Source organism: Acinetobacter sp. DL27, from assembly GCF_055810995.1.
This window is the reverse complement of the sequence record NZ_CM147947.1, coordinates 2,310,141-2,331,411: the sequence shown is the minus strand read 5'-3', so window position 1 is coordinate 2,331,411 and position 21,271 is coordinate 2,310,141. Positions and strand designations below refer to the sequence as shown.

Annotated in this window: 16 protein-coding genes, 1 other RNA gene and 1 pseudogene; 11 read left to right on the top strand and 7 right to left on the bottom strand. The window is 41.8% G+C overall.

Translation table 11 applies throughout. The features are described 5' to 3' along the window. Window positions 1–90 precede the first annotated feature (90 nt). The 3 genes from lon to AC0KVP_RS11280 form a co-directional block, all read right to left on the bottom strand. A complete protein-coding gene (gene lon, locus AC0KVP_RS11290; RefSeq protein WP_473336728.1) occupies window positions 91–2,520 on the bottom strand; it encodes an endopeptidase La in 2,430 nt (809 codons plus the stop codon). A gap of 148 nt (window positions 2,521–2,668) precedes the next feature. Further along, window positions 2,669–3,259 (bottom strand): 5-formyltetrahydrofolate cyclo-ligase, encoded by a 591-nt coding sequence (locus tag AC0KVP_RS11285; RefSeq protein WP_473336726.1) that lies wholly within the window; start codon window positions 3,257–3,259, stop codon window positions 2,669–2,671. Window positions 3,260–3,330: 71 nt separating this feature from the next. Further along, window positions 3,331–3,726, bottom strand: a complete 396-nt coding sequence (locus AC0KVP_RS11280; RefSeq protein ID WP_473336724.1) for a MerR family transcriptional regulator — start codon at window positions 3,724–3,726, stop codon at window positions 3,331–3,333. Between the two features lie 82 nt (window positions 3,727–3,808). Here AC0KVP_RS11280 and AC0KVP_RS11275 point away from each other — a divergent pair, with 82 nt between their 5' ends. From AC0KVP_RS11275 to AC0KVP_RS11245, 7 genes and pseudogenes are all read left to right on the top strand, one after another. Then, a complete protein-coding gene (locus tag AC0KVP_RS11275; RefSeq protein ID WP_473336721.1) occupies window positions 3,809–6,760 on the top strand; it encodes a heavy metal translocating P-type ATPase in 2,952 nt (983 codons plus the stop codon). 342 nt (window positions 6,761–7,102) lie between these two features. After that, window positions 7,103–8,014, top strand: a complete 912-nt coding sequence (gene mumR / locus AC0KVP_RS11270; protein ID WP_004694273.1) for a LysR family transcriptional regulator MumR — start codon at window positions 7,103–7,105, stop codon at window positions 8,012–8,014. A gap of 345 nt (window positions 8,015–8,359) precedes the next feature. Further along, window positions 8,360–9,614: pseudogene (locus AC0KVP_RS11265) on the top strand (NRAMP family divalent metal transporter). Between the two features lie 35 nt (window positions 9,615–9,649). Then, window positions 9,650–10,432, top strand: coding sequence for a LamB/YcsF family protein (locus AC0KVP_RS11260; RefSeq protein WP_473336717.1), 783 nt, complete (start codon window positions 9,650–9,652; stop codon window positions 10,430–10,432). Then, window positions 10,425–11,231, top strand: a complete 807-nt coding sequence (locus AC0KVP_RS11255) for a putative hydro-lyase (protein ID WP_473336715.1) — start codon at window positions 10,425–10,427, stop codon at window positions 11,229–11,231. The genes AC0KVP_RS11260 and AC0KVP_RS11255 overlap by 8 nt, the downstream gene beginning before the upstream one ends. A gap of 33 nt (window positions 11,232–11,264) precedes the next feature. Continuing rightward, a complete protein-coding gene (locus tag AC0KVP_RS11250; protein WP_473336713.1) occupies window positions 11,265–12,848 on the top strand; it encodes a 5-oxoprolinase subunit B/C family protein in 1,584 nt (527 codons plus the stop codon). Continuing rightward, entirely contained in the window at window positions 12,848–14,569 is a 1,722-nt protein-coding gene (locus AC0KVP_RS11245) for an acetyl/propionyl/methylcrotonyl-CoA carboxylase subunit alpha (RefSeq protein WP_473340502.1), read from the top strand. The genes AC0KVP_RS11250 and AC0KVP_RS11245 overlap by 1 nt, the downstream gene beginning before the upstream one ends. Before the next feature lie 283 nt (window positions 14,570–14,852). On the opposite strand, the gene ssrS is transcribed toward AC0KVP_RS11245, so the two are convergent. The 3 genes from ssrS to AC0KVP_RS11230 all read right to left on the bottom strand — a co-directional run bounded on the left by ssrS (window position 14,853) and on the right by AC0KVP_RS11230 (window position 15,974). Continuing rightward, a non-coding RNA gene (gene ssrS, locus AC0KVP_RS11240) (6S RNA) lies at window positions 14,853–15,036 on the bottom strand. 99 nt (window positions 15,037–15,135) lie between these two features. Further along, window positions 15,136–15,420 (bottom strand): cell division protein ZapA, encoded by a 285-nt coding sequence (locus AC0KVP_RS11235; RefSeq protein WP_473336711.1) that lies wholly within the window; start codon window positions 15,418–15,420, stop codon window positions 15,136–15,138. Between the two features lie 2 nt (window positions 15,421–15,422). Then, window positions 15,423–15,974, bottom strand: coding sequence for a hypothetical protein (locus AC0KVP_RS11230; protein ID WP_473336709.1), 552 nt, complete (start codon window positions 15,972–15,974; stop codon window positions 15,423–15,425). A 64-nt stretch (window positions 15,975–16,038) separates the two neighbouring features. Here AC0KVP_RS11230 and AC0KVP_RS11225 point away from each other — a divergent pair, with 64 nt between their 5' ends. The 3 genes from AC0KVP_RS11225 to AC0KVP_RS11215 all read left to right on the top strand — a co-directional run bounded on the left by AC0KVP_RS11225 (window position 16,039) and on the right by AC0KVP_RS11215 (window position 19,146). Further along, window positions 16,039–16,671 carry a UPF0149 family protein gene (locus AC0KVP_RS11225; protein ID WP_004980864.1) on the top strand — a complete coding sequence of 211 codons (633 nt, stop codon included), beginning with the start codon at window positions 16,039–16,041 and terminating at the stop codon, window positions 16,669–16,671. Between the two features lie 80 nt (window positions 16,672–16,751). Continuing rightward, window positions 16,752–18,074: a Xaa-Pro aminopeptidase gene (gene pepP / locus AC0KVP_RS11220; protein WP_473336707.1), complete on the top strand. Its 1,323-nt coding sequence runs from the start codon at window positions 16,752–16,754 to the stop codon at window positions 18,072–18,074. A 145-nt stretch (window positions 18,075–18,219) separates the two neighbouring features. After that, window positions 18,220–19,146 carry a phosphotransferase family protein gene (locus tag AC0KVP_RS11215; protein ID WP_473336705.1) on the top strand — a complete coding sequence of 309 codons (927 nt, stop codon included), beginning with the start codon at window positions 18,220–18,222 and terminating at the stop codon, window positions 19,144–19,146. Window positions 19,147–19,186: 40 nt separating this feature from the next. Here AC0KVP_RS11215 and AC0KVP_RS11210 read toward each other — a convergent pair whose 3' ends face one another. Next, window positions 19,187–19,654 carry an Imm30 family immunity protein gene (locus AC0KVP_RS11210; RefSeq protein WP_473336703.1) on the bottom strand — a complete coding sequence of 156 codons (468 nt, stop codon included), beginning with the start codon at window positions 19,652–19,654 and terminating at the stop codon, window positions 19,187–19,189. 361 nt (window positions 19,655–20,015) lie between these two features. On the opposite strand from AC0KVP_RS11210, the gene AC0KVP_RS11205 reads away from it, so the two are divergent. Then, window positions 20,016–21,173 (top strand): tetratricopeptide repeat protein, encoded by a 1,158-nt coding sequence (locus AC0KVP_RS11205; protein ID WP_473336701.1) that lies wholly within the window; start codon window positions 20,016–20,018, stop codon window positions 21,171–21,173. Window positions 21,174–21,271 lie beyond the last annotated feature (98 nt).

The following is a 21,271-nucleotide window of genomic DNA, read 5'->3' as shown; positions in this document are numbered from 1 at the left end:
AGGAAATAAAAGCATAAAGATGTGTGGTGTTATCTACAGTAAATTGTAATAAAAAAGAGAGCCGAAGCTCTCTCTTTTTACGATGCGGAATTAGTGGCGTGCAGCTTTTTTGCCTTCATCGACCGCTTTGACAATTGGCGCTTTTACCAAAGGCTCAGGCATAGATGTCAACGCCAGTGGTAAAATCTCATCAATCGATTTCACCGCTTTAATCTCTAAACCTTCTTTAACATTGTCTGGGATTTCAGATAAATCACGGACGTTGTCTTGAGGAATGAAGACCAGCTTAATTCCACCACGGTGTGCAGCCAGAAGTTTTTCTTTCAAGCCACCAATGCGCATTGCACGACCACCGAGACTGGTTTCACCTGTCATGGCAATATCAGGGCGAATTGGGATGCCTGTGAAAGCAGAAACCAATGCAGTCGTTAACGCTAAACCTGCAGAAGGACCATCTTTTGGTGTTGCACCTTCCGGTAAGTGAACGTGAACATCTGTTTCTTCAAAGCGTGTCGACTCGATGCCCAATTCATCTGCACGAGTACGCACGACGGTCATGGCTGCGGTAATCGATTCTTTCATCACATCACCGAGAGAACCTGTGGTGATGAATTTACCTTTACCTTTAACCGCTGCAACTTCAATGGTCAACAACTCACCACCGACTGAAGTCCACGCCAAACCGTTCACGCGACCGACTTGAGCTTCATCTTCCGCCATACCAAAGTCAAACTTATGTGGACCTAAGTAGTCTGGAAGGTTAGCCGAAGTCACGTCGACTTGTAGGTTTTTCGCCTTCTTGCTGACCGCTTCTTTTACAACTTTACGGGCAATTTTAGAGACTTCACGCTCTAAGCTACGCACACCGGCTTCACGTGTATAACGTTGTACGATGTCACGAATCGCTTCTTCATGAACAGTCAATTCTTTCGCACGTAAACCATTGTTCTTCATTGCTTTCGGAACAAGGTAACGCTCAGCAATATTCACTTTTTCATCTTCGGTATACCCCGGTAGACGAATCACTTCCATACGGTCAAGCAATGCTTCTGGAATATTCATGCTGTTCGCAGTACAGATGAACATCACTTCAGACAAGTCCAGATCAAGATCTAAATAGTGATCGTTAAATTTGCTGTTCTGTGATGGATCAAGTACTTCAAGCAACGCAGAAGCAGGGTCGCCGCGGTAGTCTTGTGCCATCTTGTCGATTTCATCGAGCAAGAACAAAGGGTTCTTCACGCCAACTTTCGTTAAGGACTGCACAATTTTACCTGGCATCGCACCGATATAGGTACGACGGTGACCACGGATTTCCGCTTCGTCACGTACGCCGCCGAGTGCCATACGCACAAACTCACGACTTGTCGCTTTCGCAACCGATTCACCCAGTGAGGTTTTACCAACGCCCGGAGGACCGACTAAACATAGAATCGGACCTTTGAGTTTTTTCACGCGCGATTGAACTGCGAGATATTCCACAATACGATCTTTCACGTCATCTAAGCCGTAATGATCGGCATCGAGAATTTCTTGCGCTTTACTTAAGTTAATGCTGACTTTGCTGGCTTTATTCCAAGGCGTATCTAAGATAGCCTCGATATAATTGCGCACCACAGCCGCTTCACTAGACGCAGGTTGCATTGCTTTGAGTTTGCGGAATTCGCTTTCAGCTTTTTTGCGCACGTGTTCAGGCAAATCAGCTTCGGCAAGACGTTTTTCAATTTCAGCCACGTCATCTTCCGCGCCGCCATTCATGTCAGAAAGCTCACGCTGAATTACCTTCATCTTTTCATTGAGGAAGTATTCGCGTTGATTTTTCTCCATTTGGCGCTTCACTGAGTCATGTAAAGTTTGCTCAATCTGTTGTTCTTCAGATTGTTGCAATAAATACGTCATCAGTTCTTGTAGATGGGCCTCAAACTCATCGTGTTCGAGGAATTTTTGCTTTACATCAATATTCAGTGGAACACGGGTCGCTACGAAGAATAACAATTGCAGTAAATCGTCAATCTTGTTCGCAGCAGCAATCAGTTCACGTGCATTGCGCAGCTTTGCTTCGGCATATTGAGCAAACAGGGCACGTAATTCTTGTACACGTGTTTCTTGCGTGGTTTCGTCAATGTGGACTGACATTGGGCTAAGCGCATGTTCTGCGGTTAGATAATCATTTTCATCAATGATTTTTTCTAGCTTTGAACGATGCAAGCCTTCAATTAATACTTTTATACAGTTTTCATCATTTTCATGATTCACAACTTGCACAATCTTCGCGACAGTACCGTATTGATATAAGTTGTCGTGATCAATTTCTTCTGAAAGAGAATCTTTTTGAGCAACTACAAATACTAGATTGTCACTGTTACGAGCCACATCAACTGCATTGATCGATTTTTCACGACCTACAAATAGCGCGATTTGCATGTGTGGATACACCACCACATCACGTAACGCTAAAAGTGGTAATACACTTGGAACCTGAGGCTCTAAGGTTTCTTGATTCATAATAATTTCAGACATGGGCACTCCTAATGAGTGACAACGGTGTTGCCATGTTTTTTATAGTGATGGGTATTTTAAAAAATACAAGGGCAGGTCAAAATAAATTGTATAAAAAATGACTAAACATGTGATTTTTAAGTATTCTCAACAGTCAAAAATGTCAATTTTAGCGCTTGAAGCGTAAATGTTGTTGAGGGGTCAGCAGACCATCTAAAGGCTGATCCCATGTTTCTCGAATCAAGCGCTGTGGTAATAACTGGAAGTGATGCGCTAAACCAAGACGAAATGGACGGTGATAGGGTGCAGAACCCAAGGTTTTATCATAAAAACCACCGCCCATGCCAATGCGTGTGCCATAAGGATCACACACCAATAAGGGCATGAGTAGCAGATCTAAATGTGAAACGTGCTGGCCACGTGTTGCCATAGGCTCTTGCATACCCAGCGGATGGTGTGAAAAGCGTTTATTTTGAAATTGATTGCGTGAAACTTTGACCCACACCAAGCGCTGATTCATATTGCAAATCATCGGTAAATACACCGACTTTTTTTGATGAAAGCAATATTCAATGATTTTATGGGTCTGAATTTCCCCAAAAGCATGTAGGTAGATCCCAATACGGGTGGCATGTTTGAATTCGGGCACACGTCTTAAACGTTGTAAAATTTGCAATTCGGACTGCTGCTGTTGATAGGCGGAAACTTGTCTGCGTTGTTTGCGAAGCTGTTTTCTGAGTTGGGCAAGTTCAATCGACATGGTGAACGCAGTCCTGAGTATCGAAATAGTGAGTGTGAAAGTGAGCGCCAAATTTAAAAGATGGCATCTGTTTATGGCGTAGTCGTTGAACCTTTTTTCAGTTCTTGCAAAATTGGGCAGCAACTGTCAGTGGTGGTTTTACATTCATCCACCCAAGTTGAAAGACGTTGTTTCAAAGCATTCAGCTCTTGAATCCGTTGATCAATTTTTTCCAGTCGTTGCTGAATCACATGACGGACTTTTTCGCGATCGTCCAGTTGCAAATGCAATAGATCTTGAATTTCACTGAGCTGTAAGCCCGCATCTTTGCCTTTTTGAATAAAGCTTAAGGTTTCAATGTCTTGTTGGCTGTAATAACGATAGTTTTGCGTGGTTTCAGGAATGCGCATCAGACCAATCCGTTGATAATAACGAATCGTTTCCACATTCACCTGACAGTGTTTTGCCAGCTTGCCGATAGTGAGCATAAAATAATCTCCAAAAGGCTTGACTCAGTACCTAGGTACAGACTTTATGCTAACACAATCAAAAAATAAAAGGTGAGTCAGAATGAGTGAGCAACACAAAACGTCTTGCTGTGCTAAACAGAAATTAGCGCCGATGGTGGTGAATATCGATCCTGTCTGTGGGATGACGGTCTCAGAAGACTCTCCTCATGTGTATGAGCATCAAGCAGTTCGTTATTTGTTTTGTTGTTCAGGCTGTTTAAAGAAATTTTCGGCCAATCCAGAGGCTTTCTTAACATCAGAAAAAGCGTCCAGTGCTTGTTGCCGTCAATCCCAAACAGATATAAGCGATGCTTCATCTCAGGCGAAAGAGGAAAGTGTTGTAGTTATTTCCAAAGGTTGTGGTTGCGGATCAAAAGCTGTTTCAGATACAGAGAAGACCACATTTATTGATCCAGTATGCGGTATGACCGTAAAAGATTTAAGTAAACCGCACACCGAGTGGCAGGGGCAGAACTACTATTTTTGTAGTGAAAAATGCTTGCAAAAGTTTATTGCAACTCCAGAGGCTTATATAAAGACTGAACGTCCAGATTCTGTAGTTAAAGCCTCAGGTTGTACCTCGAAAGTGGTGGGGAGAAAAGCATCCTGTTGTGCGCCTAAACCGCAAATAGAACCAGATACCAAAGTCAGTTGCTGTGCACCCAAGCCGAAAGTAGAAGTTGCCAAAAGTAGTTGCTGTGGTGGTGGGAAACATCAACATGAACACAGTGTTCAATCGGGATCACCTGAGTTTATTGACCCTGTCTGTGGCATGTCAGTCGATCCGAATACAGAGTTAAAAACGGATTATCAGCAACAGACTTATTATTTCTGTAATCCTTCGTGCTTAGATAAGTTTAAGGCTGACCCTGAGTTTTATTTGATTCCACCCGATCAGCGTCCTGTGCCTGAAGGGGCTGCGGATATGGATTATACCTGTCCGATGGACCCTGAAATTGTACAAAAAGGGCCGGGGACGTGTCCGATTTGTGGTATGGCACTGGAGCCGATGCAACCGACTTTAGATGATGCACCGAATCCTGAATTGGTGGATTTTAGCCATCGCTTTTGGATGACCTTACCGCTGACGTTGATCGTGTTTGTACTGGCGATGGGTTCACATATTCACAGTTTCATTTCACCGCATATTCAGCCGTGGATTGAGCTGGTCCTCGCGACCCCAGTGGTGCTGTGGGCAGGTAAACCCTTTATTGAACGTTGCTGGACCTCATATAAAACCCGCAACTTAAATATGTGGAGCCTCATTGGTGTCGGGGTGTTGGCGGCCTATATTTATAGTGTAGTGGCAACGATTTTCCCAAGTGTAATTCCAATGGAAGCCAAAACAGGGCATGGCGTTGCCGTGTACTTTGAAGCAGCTTGTATGATCGTGTCTTTAAGTTTACTTGGGCAAATCATGGAGTTAAAAGCACGTGCCAAGACTGCAGATTCACTCAAAGCCTTACTCAAACTGCAAGCCAATACGGCCAAGTTGGTTCAAAACGATCAAGTGGTAGAAGTAGATATCGGCATGGTCAAACAAGGCGATATTTTACAGATTTCCTCGGGCGAGCAGATTCCACTGGATGGTGTGGTGGTTGAAGGCAAAACCTATGTCGATGAAGCCATGATGACCGGTGAACCTGTGCCTGTGAAAAAGCAAGTGCATGACACGGTGATCGGCGGTACGGTCAATCAACAAGGCAGTATCCGTATTCAAACTACGGCGGTCGGGGCGAATACCACTTTGGCGAAAATGATTCAAACGGTAGCAGAAGCACAGCGTTCTAAAGCACCGTTACAACGTTTGGCCGATGTGTTTGCCAAATATTTTGTGATTGTGGTGTTACTGATTAGTGTGTTGACCTTTGTCGCTTGGATGGTGTTTGGCGGCGCACAATTTGATTTGGCACTGATGTGTGCGGTAGCAGTACTGATTATTGCCTGTCCATGTGCACTGGGTTTAGCAACGCCAATGTCTGTGATGGCTACTACAGGGCGTGCAGCGCAGAAAGGGGTACTGTTTAAAGATGCAGAAGCGATTGAAGCTTTAAGTAAAGTGAATACCCTGATTGTCGATAAAACAGGGACTCTGACGGAAGGTAAACCAAGCCTTAAAGAAATTCAGTTGCTCAGCCCAAATGTGGAACAAGGACAAGTAGAACAGTGGATTGCCTCAATTGAGCAGTATTCTAGCCATCCGATTGCCCAGACTTTGACACAGTTGGTCCCAGCGCAGCAATTGCTTAAAGTGGCAGACTTTGAGGATGTGACTGGCTTTGGCGTCAAAGGGCAGATTGGCGAGCAAACCCTCTATATTGGTAGCCAAAAGCTGCTTGAGCAACTCGGCATCACTTTAGATGATGCTTTGCAAAGCCAGTTGAACCAGCAGCGTGCGACTGGGAATGTGATTAGTTTCTTAAGTAATAGCCAAGAAGTGCTGGCTTATATTGCTATTCACGATGCGATTAAAGCCAATGCTCAGCAAGTCATTCAGCAGCTGATTGATGATGGTATTGAAGTGGTCATGGCAACAGGTGACCACGAACAAAATGCCCAGTTGGTGGCTAAGGAATTGGGTATTCAACAAGTCTATGGCAACTGTACACCAACAGAAAAACTGGACATCGTGAAGAAATATCAGGCTCAAGGTAAAATTGTCGCGATGGCGGGAGATGGTATTAATGATGCACCAGCCTTGGCACAAGCCAATGTCGGAATTGCCATGGGCAACGGAACTGATATTGCTAAACAAACCGCACAAGTCACCTTGGTGAAAGGTGATATTCGTGGTGCAGCCGATGCCCTGCATATGGCGAAACTGGGTGTGCGTAATATGAAACAAAACCTTGCTTTTTCCTTTGTGTATAACGGCTTGGGTGTCCCTGTCGCAGCAGGGATTTTCTATCCCTTAACAGGGTTATTACTCACCCCAATGTTCGCTGCGGTGGCGATGTCATTGAGCTCATTGTCCGTAGTCTTAAATGCTTTACGTTTACAGAAGAGTAAATAAGCGCTTTTAGATTTTTACAGTCTCTTTTGTAAGTTGAGTTTTAAAAAGCATCTTTTTAAAATAGGTGCTTTTTTTATGATGATTCGTGATGGAATAAAGCGTAGCGCGAATAAAGATTGCTTTTTACAAGCGTCTTTTTTTGATTCAACTTAATTTAAAGAGCCTTGATCCGGTTAGACCGAGTAAGGTTGTAATAGATGCAAAATAGATGTATTTGGGTAAGAGGTAGAGTTTTAATGAGAGTCATCTTTTGAGTCATTTTGAAATTATATAAAACAGGAACTTAAAAAATAGGGGGAACTGCCGTACTATAAGCGGGATGGAGTAAAGGCAGGGTTCAGGGTGAATTTAAAAAATCTAGAAGCATTTTATTGGGTTGTGACTTTAAATAGTTTCAATAAGGCTGCCACAAAATTACAAACGACCCAGCCTGCCGTTTCACAAAAAATCACCTCTCTTGAAAATGATTTAGGTTTTAAAGTTCTCGATCGCAGCTTTCGACAGCTTAAACCCACTCATAAAGGCATGACCCTGTTTAAATATGCTGAAAAGTTTATGCGTTTGGAAACCGATTTGGTGGCTGAGCTGACTGAAAACCAACACCTAACAGGAACAATTCGTTTAGGTGTTTCTGAGACCATCGTTTATACGTGGTTGGTTGAATATATCGAAAAAGTACAAAAAGAGTTTCCCAAAGTTTCTGTGGAAATTGTGGTGGATTTAACCCCAAATTTGCAAGAAGGTGTGCGTACGGGAGATTTGGACATGGCCTTTTTGCTGGGTCCGACTTTGGCTTTCGAGTGTGTAGAGCAGGCGCTGTGCGACTTTGAACTGAGTTTCTTGGCAGCGCCTTCTTTTAAAGGTGGTGTGGGGCAAATGTCATTTAAGGCATTAATGTCTCATACCATTTTAACCTACCCGAAAATTACCTATCCCTATAAAGAGCTCAAGGCCAAAATGAAAGAGCAGGCACTAGATGAGCCGCTGTCTATTACCAGTTATTCGCTTGCGACCTTATTGCGTCTTGCGGAGCAAGGTTTGGGGATCGCCGTTGTGCCGACCTTAACGGCGCTAAAGGAAATTACCGATGGTCGTTTAGAAATTTTAAATACCCCGATCCAACTCAAAACTTTTCATTTCACCTCGATTTATATGCAAGGAAATGATGCAGCCTTAAAAGAAAAACTAACCGATGTTGCAGTCACTGTTTCTGAAAGTGCAATGAAAAGACTGCTTGAGAAAATTAAAAAATAATTGAGGCGCACGCAGCTTTTTGACAAGCGATGTTTCTTTATCTCAAAACGTAATTTGTTTGAAAAACTATAAAAGCAGCTTATCGTGCGTGATAAGTAAAATTTATCATTAGACTTTTAATAAATAAAAAACAATAAAATACAGTTATTTAGTTTTAATAATAGAGGTAAAAAGTCGTATTGTTCATCGCGCTTGCCTATGTTCTTATTTCAAATAGAAGATTTTATCCGCCATGGCTTTGGTTGGGCAACAGGGAATCTTTGTCAGTTAAAGGGATTTAAGAACAGAATTTGCAAACAAAATGATGTTCTTGGTTCAACTTGAAAATAGCGTTATTAAGCTCAAATGGACGAGGAACGCATTAAATATGTCTTTATTAAAATCTTCTTTTTTATCAGATCGCCAATGGGCCATTGTTGCTTCAATCTTCATGATGGCAACTTCCGCAATGGGACCTGGTTTTCTAACTCAAACCGCGGTCTTTACTGTGAAATTAGGTGCGGCGTTTGGCTTTGCCATTCTCGTGTCTATTTTGATTGATTATGTGGTTCAGCAAAATATTTGGCGTGTCGTAACACTGACGCAAATGCGTGCCTCGGATATTGCCAATAAAGCCTTGCCGGGCAGTGGTTACTTACTGGCTTTTTTGGTCATTTTGGGTGGCTTTTTCTTCAGTATTGGTAATATTGCAGGCGCGGCTTTAGGTCTCAATGCCTTATTTGGGTTAGACACCAAATGGGGCGGCATTTTAAGTGGTGCTTTAGCCATTTTAATTTTTGCTTCAAGAAAAGCCACGCTGGCCATGGATAAAAGCATGATCGTTTTGGGGTTGCTCAAAATCATCTTGATTATCATTGTTGCCGTCATTGTGATGCCACCTGTGGGCCAAGCTGTTCATCAAACGTTTGCACCCGACCAGATTGATTTTGCCATCATCACCACGATTGTCGGTGGAACGGTCGGCGGCTATATTTGCTATGCAGGCGCCCATCGTTTACTGGATAAAGGCGCGGTTGGCCCTGAAAATATTGATGAAGTCGCAAGAGCTGCAACCAAAGGTATTGTGGTTGTGGGCATCATGCGTTATGTGCTGTTTTTAGCTTTCTTGGGCGTGGTGGTGAGTGGTGCAAGTATTGATTTAGCCAGCCATGATGCCAATCCCGCAGCGCAAGCTTTTCAATATGCCGCAGGGACTTTTGGTTATAAATTATTTGGTCTGATTTTCTGGGCAGCAGGGATCAGTAGTACCATTGGCGCCGCTTATACTTCGGTTTCATTCTTTACCGCATTTAAGAAAAACCTCAGTCCTAAACAAACCAACTACACCACCATTACATTTATCTCTTTAGCTTTATTGCTGTATGTCGTACTGGGCGCAACTCCTGCTGGATTGTTGATTTTTGTTGGTGGTTTTAATGGTTTGGTACTGCCAATTGGTTTGACTATTTTTGTTTATGTAGCTGCTTGTCGTAAAGATATGATGGGGAATTATAACTATCCAAAATGGTTACTTATTTTGGGTGTACTCACATGTATGTTGACATGGTGGATGGGCTATATGTCCTTTACCACAGTCTTTAATTATTTAACCAAACTTTAAGCCAGACGACGGTAAAGTGATAAAGGAATTAAGCCATGTTTGTTGATTTAAATAGTGACTTGGGTGAAAGTTTTGGTTCGTGGAAAATGGGCAATGATGACCAAATTCTACCTGTGGTGACGAGTGCCAATATTGCATGTGGCTTTCATGCAGGTGATCCGCTGGGGATTTTAAAAACACTGCGTAAGGCTGTTGAATTAAATGTCACGATTGGCGCGCATGTATCTTATCCAGACCTCGTCGGTTTTGGTCGCCGTAATATGGATGTGTCACGTGATGAGCTGATTGCCGATGTGCTGTATCAAATTTCTGCACTAGATGGTCTAGCTAAAGTGGCTGGTTCTCAAGTGCAATATGTGAAACCACATGGTGCACTGTATAACACCATTGCACACGATCAAGCTCAGGCCGCTGCAGTGATTGATGCTATCAAGATGTATAATCCAGAACTGGTTTTGGTGGCACTGGCAGGTTCCCACTTGGTTGAGCAAGCACGTGCAGCAGGCTTAAAGGTTGTATCTGAGGCTTTTGCAGACCGTGCTTATAACAGTGATGGCTCATTGGTTTCACGACGTTTGGACGGGGCTGTTTTACATGACTCAGCCTTTGTGGCAAGCCGTGTGGTGTCTATGTTGAAAAATGGCGGCGTTGATTCGATTGATGGTGTATTTACCCCTATTCAAGCGGACACGATTTGCTTACATGGTGACACCGTGGGTGCTTTAGAGATGTCGGCTGCGATTAAAGCTGAACTGCTAAATCATCATATTGAAATTCGTCCCTTTGTCTTAAAGCATGAGGAAGTAAGCAATGTATAAGGATATCCGAGTCGATTCAGCACAGCTTGAAGCCGCTTTAGCGGCACGTTTAAAAATTCGTGCAGGCTTTGACAAACCAACGGCGGGTATGGCTGCGGGCATGACGCAGGTCAATATGATTTCGGTACCTAAAGATTGGGCTTATGATTTTCTACTGTATGCACATCGCAATCCGCAAAGCTGTCCTGTTTTAGATGTACTAGAGGAAGGTGTTTATGCCACAAGACTGGCAGAAAACTCAGATATACGCACCGACTTTCCACGTTATCGCATCTGGAAAGAGGGTGAAATGGTCGATGAAGTCACCGATGCGAGTGACATTTATCATGCACATCCTGACTTGGTGACGTTTCTAATTGGCTGTAGTTTTTCCTTTGAAACAGCACTGCAAGAGGCGGGCATTGAAGTTCGTCATATCCATGATCAGACCAATGTGCCGATGTATTTGAGTAATATTCAGTGTCAGCCTGCGGGACGTATTTCGGGCAACATGGTGGTGTCTATGCGCCCAATTCCATCCCATCAAATCGCGGATGCCGTCAAAATTACAGCACGGATGCCAAGTGTGCATGGTTCGCCTGTACATATTGGACATCCTGAAGGTTTAGGCATTCGTGATGTGAATCAGCCAGACTTTGGTGATGCTTCACGTATTGAGGCTGGGGAAATTCCTGTGTTTTGGGCTTGTGGTGTAACCCCACAAGCAGCGGTGATGAACTCAAAAATTCCTTTTGCCATCAGCCATGCACCTGGTCATATGCTCATTACCGACATACCTGATCGTGCATGGATAGGTTAAGCGGCACCAAAGAACAATTAAAAGGATAGGCATATGCGTTTTTTATCGGTAAACGCGGATTGTTTTCTCATAGAGCTTGCCAGCCTAGAGGAAACATTGGCGTTGTACAATAAATTGCACACGATGCAATTGAATGGAATTAAAGACTTAGTCCCTGCTGCAAAAACGATTTTGGTATTTTTTAATGAAATCGAGACCACCTTTAAAACACTGGTTGCTTCGATTCAGACTGTAAAAATCGGTTCAGGTGTTGAGCGTAATGTCCAAGAGCTGATTATTCCTATCTGCTATACGGGCGAAGATCTTGCTCAGGTTGCAGAGTTACAAGGGCTTTCAATTGCTGAGGTGATTTTGAAGCATCGTCAAAGTGTTTGGAATGTGGCTTTTATTGGCTTTGCGCCGGGCTTTGCTTATATGAGCAGTCCCGATCGACCTTTTACAGATATTCCTCGTTTAGCTGTGCCACGTAAAAAAATACCGTCGGGTTCTTTGGGACTGGCAGGACAATATTCAGGGATTTATCCGAAAGACAGTCCGGGGGGCTGGCAGCTGATTGGTACGACTGCTGAAAAAATGTGGGATCTAGAGCGTAAAAATCCAGCGTTACTGTTACCGGGGATGACGGTACATTTTGAAGATGTCACACATCAACCGACCACGGTTAGCGTACCACAGCAAGTTACGCGTACAGTTGAGCCCAAACAATCCATGCCTTTATTTACGGTAACAGCACCGAGTCTACAGATGCTGATTCAGGATGAAGGGCGTTTTAACCAGACCAAGATTGGTGTTGGTGTTGCAGGGGCAATGGATGTATCGGCGATGCACAGTGCAAATCGAATTGTTGGTAACCCAACTCCGACGCCTGTGATTGAAGTTTTAAATGGTGGTTTGAAAGCCAAAATGCATCAGTCCGCAGTCATTACGGTTACGGGAGCGATTTCAAACATCCACGTGAAATTTAGTAATGGCCAAAAGGCTGACTTTGACAGTTATCAAGCGATTGCCCTCGATGAAGGTGATGAATTTCAGATTCAAGCACCGACGGCAGGGCTGAGAAATTATCTGGCGATTCGTGGTGGTATCGATGTGCAGTCTGTGCTGAATAGTGCCTCATTTGATAGTTTGGCCATATTAGGACCAGAACCTCTAAAAATGGGGGATACGGTTTATCAAGGACAGGTTGAATTTTCAAATATCAGTAATACTGAAATTGCGAAGTTAAACTTGCCCAAAGTCGGCGATGTAGTAGAGCTCGACATTGTGATGGGACCGCGAACGGATTGGTTCGAAGCGGAGAGCATTGAGCGCTTATGTCAACAAGCTTGGCTTGTGACCAATGAAAGCAATCGGGTTGGACTGAGACTTTCAGGTGAGCAGCCATTGCAGCGCAAAATTACTCATGAGTTGGAAAGTGAAGGTACTTGTATTGGTGCCTTACAGATTCCGCCAAACGGTCAACCTGTACTGTTTATGAATGACCATCCTTTAACTGGTGGCTACCCCGTCATTGCGGCTGTGGCAAAGCATCATTGGGACTTGGTGGCGCAGATTCCAGCAGGGTGCCAAATCAAATTTAAAAAAATGACCGAATTTACAGATTTTGAGAATGAATGATGACTACTGAAAAACTATTAATTGCAAACCGTGGTGAAATTGCCGTTCGTATTATTCATGCTTGCCGTGATATGGGTATTTCATCGGTTGCGTTATATGCCGATGACGATATGGACAGTATGCATGTCGAACTGGCGGATGAAGCATGGGGGCTGGCGGGTGCAACTGCACGTGAAACTTATTTGAATATTCCAGCCATTCTTGAGGTTGCTAAAAAATCCAAGGCGACCATGGTGCATCCAGGTTATGGCTTTTTATCTGAACGTGCTGAATTTGCACAGGCCGTAATTGATGCAGGCTTAAAGTGGGTCGGGCCTTCACCAAGTGCCATTGAAAAGTTGGGTGATAAAATTGAAGCACGTAAGATAGCTGCTTCAGTGGGCGCACCTTTAGTTCAAGGCACACAAGACCCCTTAAATAATGCTGATGAAGCACTCGAGTTTGCAAAGCAGTTTGGTTTACCTATTGCGATTAAAGCCGCTTTTGGCGGTGGTGGTCGCGGTTTAAAAGTTGTTTGGAAACTAGAAGATGTAAAAGAGCTGTATGATTCGGCTGTACGAGAAGCGCAAGCTGCCTTTGGTCGCGGTGAGTGTTTTGTTGAGCAATACTTAGATCAACCTCGCCATGTCGAAGCGCAAGTGATTGCCGATCAACATGGCAATGTAGTGGTTTTAGGTACACGCGATTGTTCTTTACAGCGTCGTAATCAGAAGCTGGTTGAAGAAGCCCCAGCGCCTTTTATCAGCGATGCAATTTATGAAGAAATTTTAACTTCGGCCAAAAATATCTGTCAGGCAGCCAACTATGTCGGTGCGGGTACCGTAGAATATTTGCTGAGCCGTGATGGAAAGCTTTCATTTTTAGAAGTTAATACCCGCTTGCAGGTGGAACATCCTGTCACGGAAGAAACGGCCAATGTCGACTTGGTGGTTGAGCAAATTCGCGTGGCTCAAGGCCATGAACTTTCAATCAAAGAAACTCCGAAAGCGCAGGGACATGCCATTGAGTTTCGTATCAATGCTGAAGACCCCGCTCGTGGCTTCATTCCTGCATTTGGTGTATTGAGTTTATTTGAAGCACCGTTTGGCCAGGGCGTACGCGTAGACACAGGTGTTCGTACTGGTTCTTTGGTGTCGAGTCATTTTGATTCGCTCATGGCAAAACTGATTATCACAGGCCCAACCCGTGAAATTGCGATCGCTCGGGCTAAACGTGCGCTGAAGCAATTTAAAATTGAAGGGGTTGCATCAGTTTTAGACTTTCACCGTGCTGTATTAAATGAAGCTGATTTTACCGACACATTTAATGTTCATACTCGTTGGATTGAAAATGATTTTAAACAGGACTTAAAGCCAACGAAACGCAGTATTCCTAATCATCAACAACCGATGTTACTCAGCTATATTGAAATTGATGGGAAATTACATCGTTTAGGCTTACCTGCGGGTATGTTTGCACAAAACCCTACAATTACATCTCATGACCAACCAGCTACAGAAACAGCAGTGAGTGCTGAACACTTACTTGCACCAATCAATGGCGTGATTAGCGCTTGGAAAGTAGAAAACGGGGAGCAGGTCGCAGAGGGGCAAGTGGTGGCGATTATGGAAGCCATGAAAATGGAAGTCCCTGTACTTGCACATCAAAGTGGGGTAATTCAGTTGATAGCTCAGCAGGGAGTGACTTGTCACGCAGAGCATATTATTGGATCGATTTGCTAAAAAAATAAATCATGTGAATGAACCTGATGCAGCATTCAGCTAAGTCAGGTTTTTCATTTGGAAATGCTTAAAAATTGGGGGCTAGTTAGCTTTGTCTTATGGACAAATGAAGTAGAAAAATGGTTCGATAAAGATTTAATAGTCCAATAAAAGCCTTATTTTAAGAGAGAGATTCAAGAATCATTTTGTTTGGTAGCTGGAAGACAAGATGAAAACGATAAACTTGAAAAATAAAAATGAAAGAGTATTAATGATGTATGTAATTATTATTTTTAACTAAATAAAGTACTCCGAAGATGCCGCTGCATGTGTCGTTACCCTGAACCCGATGAGTTCAAGGTGGACGCGACGTATACTTGCTGGGTTTCCCACATGAAAGTGGGCATACACTCTAAATATACAGAACACATCCATAAGTTTAAGTATCGGCAGGGGAATAGACCCGCTGGCGAACACCTCAGAGTTGCCTTAAGTATAACGAATATCACACTGATGGCAACTCATACACCGCTACGAACTGTAAACAACTGGAGTAAGTGTTGATACTTTATTCAATTAAGTCGAGTTTAAACAAGTTCTGCAACCTCATCGATAATATTTGCTAGTAATCGTTCTGCGTGTGCATACTCTTGCAGTGTTTTATTCATCGACAACACTTCTTGCATTAACTCTAGTGCCACCATAATGATAATTTTACTGGGTTCTACACGTGGTGCTTTACGGCGAAACTCATCATATTTATCATTTAAAAGCAGAGCTGCACGTTCAAGGTCGGCTTTTTGTTTTTCCGTTGTGACTAAACGAAAGCTATGACCTAAAACACGTAATTCAACAGTAATCGGTTCGCTCATGTTTAAACTTCCTCGCCAGCTTCAGTAGGGTGGGCAAGTTGTTGAATTTCTTGCGCGTGATGATCTTGCTCTGTGCCTAAAACAGCCAAACGCTGGATGATTGCTTCGACTTTAGCTTTGGCATGCTCATTTTTTTGTAACAATCTTTCACGTTCTTGCTGAAGTGCTTGGATTTCTTGCTGAGCTTGATGCTGATCATTGTTCATTTTTTCTTTAATTGCACGTAATTCATTACGTTCAGCCAAGATTTCCTGAAAGCGATTTTTTAAATCCGTACAACTTTTTTCCAAACGACTATAACGATCGGCCAAAGCGGTCGCATCAGTGTTCAAGTGTTGATATTGGGTCTGAGCGCTGCTTAATTGCTCAGTTAAATCATCAATTTGTTCTTGTTTCTGGGTAATTAAGCCATTTTTTTGCACAACTTGAGAACGGTGCTGTTCTTCAGCATCCAGTTTAGCTGCATTTAAAGTGCTATTTTCACTTTCAAAATGAGCAAGTCGCGTTTTTAAAACGCCAATATGCGCCTGTAGACGCTGTAATTCTTCTAACATATCGTGGTCGCACAGTGCTGCAAACAAAGGTAATATATAAGAAGTATAGAGATTGGATAAACGAATGCAAGACGATATTTCAGGTTGGTCAGAATGGCAGCCAAATTTTTCTAAAATTGAAGAGATTTCTAGCCCAAGTGAGTTACATGGTTTACTCACAGGTATCATTTGTGTAACTCAGGCACCGAGCCGTGAAGAGTGGCAACACATCCTCACGACTTTGGAAATTCCAGAGTTAAGTGAAGAAGCTTTGGCTTTGTTAGCCGATGAAGCAGAAGATGTCGCACATGCACTTTCTGACGATGAATTGGACTATTTACCCTTACTTCCCGATGACACTCATACGCTAGCAGACCGTGTACAAGCTTTGGCGGATTGGTGCGCAGGCGTAGTACTGGGCTTTGGTTTAGCGTCTGGTCATATTCGTCCAGATGAAATGGAACTGATCGAACATTTACAAGATGTCGCGGCAGTTGAGTTTGAAGAAACCGATGATGATGAAGAGGGTGAGGAGAGCTATCAAGAGTTATATGAGTTTGTACGTTTAATTCCTGTGAGCTTATCTGTAGGCCGCAAAAAGATTGCGGTTGAGGAAAGTTCGCTGCTTAAACACTTTCATAATAAGCAACAAATTGATCGTTCTGTAACAGAAGCGAACAATGTTGTAGAAATGTTTACGCCGCATCGCCCAAGCTGATTGGCATAAGACTTGCTGCGCGTACATGATAGGGTGCGCGTGGCACTTATATTCTCTAGTATAAAAAAGACAGATCAAACATGAAACTAACGCAAGTGGATTTTCAGGAACGCCGTGACCGTTTGGCTGCACAAATGGGTCCGAACAGTATTGCTATTATTGCAACCAGTCCAGTGGCGATGCGTAATCGTGATGCAGACTATAAATACCGCACCGATAGCAGCTTCTTTTATCTAACCGGTTTTGCTGAGCCCGAAGCCGTAGCGGTTATTGAAACCTTTGCTGAAGATGATGAAGACGGTTATAGCTACAGTTTGTTCTGCCGTGAGCGTGACCGCGAGATGGAAATCTGGAATGGTTACCGCGCAGGTGTGGATGGTGCGGTAGATGACTATGATGCTGACGAAGCGTATGCGATCGATTTGTTAGATGAAGAAATCATTGAAAAACTCTTAAGCAAAGAAAAATTATTCTATCGTATTGGGCAACAACCTGAATTTGATGCACGTGTAGCAAAATGGATCACGACTGCCAATGGTGAGTCACGTCGTGGGACTGCTGCACCTGCACAAGTGATACAGCTAGACCGTATTTTAGATGAAATGCGTTTGTTTAAATCAGCACAAGAAATTGCATTGATGCAAACGGCTTCTGATGTTTCTGCACAAGCTCATACTCGTGCCATGCAAACCGTTAAGCCAGGCATGATGGAATATGCTCTAGAAGCTGAGCTGAATTATGTATTTGGTCAAAATGGCTGCGTGCCGTCGTATAACAGCATTGTCGGTGGTGGTGAAAACGCTTGCATTTTGCACTATGTAGAGAATAACAAAGAGCTAAAAGATGGCGATTTGGTGCTGATCGACGCAGCGTGTGAATATGAATATTATGCTTCAGACATCACCCGTACTTTCCCCGTCAATGGAAAGTTCAGCCCTGAGCAAAAAGCTCTTTATAATGTAATTCTTGATGCACAACTTGCTGCAATTGACGCAGTGCGTGTAGGCAACTCGTATAAAGAACCACATAATGTTGCTGTGCGCATTCTAGTCCAAGGTCTACTTGATCTGGGGATTATGCAAGGTGACATTGAAGAGATAATTCAAAAGGAAAGTTTCCGTCAGTTTTATATGCATGGTACAGGACACTGGTTGGGTATGGACGTGCATGATGTCGGTTCATATAAGCAAGAAGGTGTGTGGCGTGCCTATGAAGAAGGCATGGTGGTGACTGTTGAACCGGGCTTGTACATTGCACCTGATGATGAAACGGTCGATGCGAAATGGCGTGGTATTGGTATTCGTATTGAAGATGACATCGTAGCAACCCAAAACGGTCCACTGAATTTGACTGCGAAAGTGGTGAAGTCGGTAGATGAAATTGAAGCGTTAATGGCGCGATAAATATCATTTACTGTATAAAAGCCGATCATGAGATCGGCTTTTATTTTTTATAAGGTGTTTATGTTGAATAGAGACTTATAATATTTATGAATAAAAAAAATTAATTATTTCATCATCGTTTTACCAACAATAGAAATTAGGCAGCATGAAAGATTTATCTGATTTAAAGCATAGGGTTCAGGCAAAGACGTTAAATTTAGTTACACAGAGAAATGGGGCTTCAGTGTATCAAGGGCAATCCTCTCAAGGGGAGATCTTTATCAAAATAGCAAATAATCAAACGGCTAATGATCGTTACTGTGAAATCTTAGAAGCTCTCAAAGAATTTCCACTAACGCCAAATGTATTAAATAAGTTTGAATGGAAAGGTTCTTCTATCCTTGTCATGAGTGCAATAGAAGGCATACATGTCGATCAAGTGTTGAAGAATTGTACGCGGGTACAAAAAATCTCTTTGCTTAGGAATACAGGACGAGCTTTGGGCGAACTTCATCGTGCAATCCCACAGACTCGCTTATTGAATATGAGGTTTTGGCAAGATCGAGATGGCTTATCAACACATTGGGTATTGTGGAAGCAACAATTGGAATTAATGATCTCAAAATGGATGTCTCGTATAAATCCATTGTCATCTGATTATCACGAATTTTGTGACCAATTGAATGAGTTACGAAAATACGGTAAAGCGATATATGAGCCGACACAGCTTCATTTACTGCATTGTGACTATATTGGTCGAAATATCCTTGTAGAAAGTGAAAATCGGATTTCCGGTATTATAGACTTTGATGCTGCTCGTATTGGAGATGCGGTTTATGATTTAGCCAAAATTGTTTGGGTGGATATAGATTTCTCTGATTTAGAATTACTGAATGCTTTTTTAGAAGGTTGGGAGTGTACATATAAGCAGACAGTGCCTGAAATGAAATTTCTATTCTATGTTGGCATTCAATGCCTCGCAGCAATTGCTTGGACAGATAAAAATCCTTCCGCTGATGGGACAAATGCTGTTTTTCGTGCTTCCGCAATTCGGACGCTGAGGATTGCATTAAAGGAGCTAGAGGAACTTTGATTAGATTCTAAGACTCTCGTTTCGTATCAGTTCTATTATGTTAAATGGGAGTTATTACTTTCATTAAAGAAGCTGTTTTATCAAAAAAATTAGGTTTTTCCGCATTGATACGCTGTAAAAGGAATAAAATTGAGTTTTTTATTGCTGGAGTAGTTAAAGAAACTTTATCAATCATGCATTCTCTTGCAGTCTTACTATTTAGTATCCTTATAAGCAAAATAGTAGCCCAGTTAGGTGCTTTCTTTGCTATATATGGAAATTCATTAATAATCTCAATTATATATACATTATTTTCAAATGATTCTATGCTATGAATAATTGAAAATACAGCTTCATCATATTGAGCATTATCTTCCATTAATCGCACAAGTGGGCGAATAACTGAGTAATCATTAAAAGCCATAATTTCAGCAAGTTTTGCATCAATTTCTTCGACATTATTAAAATGATTAATTTGAATTTCTTTGGATAAGCTATTGATTGCTTGTTCAAGTCCATGAGCTACCATGATTATAAACTCTTAAATTTCCTAAAATTAACATAATACACTTATATGAAATGCTTGAAGTTTTTCTATAAGCATCAATATTTAGCCTAAGCTGTTCTATCTAGTGCGCTGAACCCTATAGCGGCTTTTTATTGATTCTTCACGTTCCACGCCTACTATTTAATCAAAGCTCCACATTTTTTATAAGTTTGCTTGAACAAGTTTTGATGAAAATCGAAAAGATTGTCTTTTCAGAATCATGGTAAGGCTCTTTGCGGTGAAAGTACGCAAAAATATCCATTTCATTATAAAAAAGAAAACCTTTGAAGTAAGATAAATTAATTAATTTTGTAGTGTAAAAATAAAAAATATGGGTACTCGAATGACAGGAATGGTGTTTCCATTCCAAGGTGATATTAAAGAAGTAAAAGCTATTATTTATAAATGGATGCAGCATGAAGTTGAAATTATTGATTCATATACAAATATTCGTATACAAGAAATTGGTGGAAATTTCATTTTTGTCGATAACGTAGATATTTTTTATTCTGCTTACAATGCTCCTGAGTTATGGCAAGAATTATTAGAAGATTTGCCTTCAAATGATTGGGTGATTTTTTTTGAATGTGTAGATAGTTGTGATGGTTATAATTATTTGATTTATAAAAACAATATGGAGGTTAGAAGGGTTTCGCAGGAAGAGGATAAAGATTTGTACTTTGAAGGAGAGATACAAGACTTTGAAAAGGAATGGTTTAATTTTTCAATATATTATGAACGTGAATATTTAGAAAAGGGTAAATTAAAGAGAGAAAAAATAATAGATTACGATTCTTCATTCGACTTTACAGAAGACTATTTTAAGTACTATCACATTGCTTCAAAGAATCAGTCAATTTATCACACAGTCTTGGCTCGCAGATTGTTGGTTGAGCTATTCGAAAGCTATTTAGGTTTTGATATCATTGATTGTGATTATAAAATTAAGCAATCGTTGACGATTGATTATAAAAAGATTCCTGCATATGACCGAATTTTAAAGTGTGCACAAAGTGGAGATGTGGTGGCTCAGAATGAGCTTGGAAAGATGTATGAAAATGGGGAAGGATTGATTCAGGATTATGCTCTAGCACAATATTGGTATCAACAAGCTGCTGATAAGAAAGATCAATTTGGGCAACTTAATTTAGGTCTACTCTATCTTGGTGGTAAAGGTGTGCAAAAAGATTATCTGCAAGCATTGTTTTGGATAAATAAATCCGTCGCTCAAGGCAATGCTGATGCACAAACTGTTCTTGGTGAAATGTATGAAAAGGGCAAAGGGGTTGAACAAAGTTTTATGGAAGCTTCAAATTTATATCGGAAAGCAGCAAAGCAAAGAAATGCTGTTGCACCTTATAAGCTTGGCTTGATGTATGAGTATGGAAATGGTTTCGATATAGATTTAAAAATTGCAAAACGTTGGTATTATCAAGCTGCTAGTAATTTTAATGAAGATGCGCAAAAACGGTTGAATGAGCTTCTATCAAGTTTGGAATAATTTGAATAATGCATCATTCTAGTTAAACTCCAACCAACAATTGCCTATTTCATTATAAAAAAGAAAATCTTTGATGTAATATAAATCCATTAAAACTT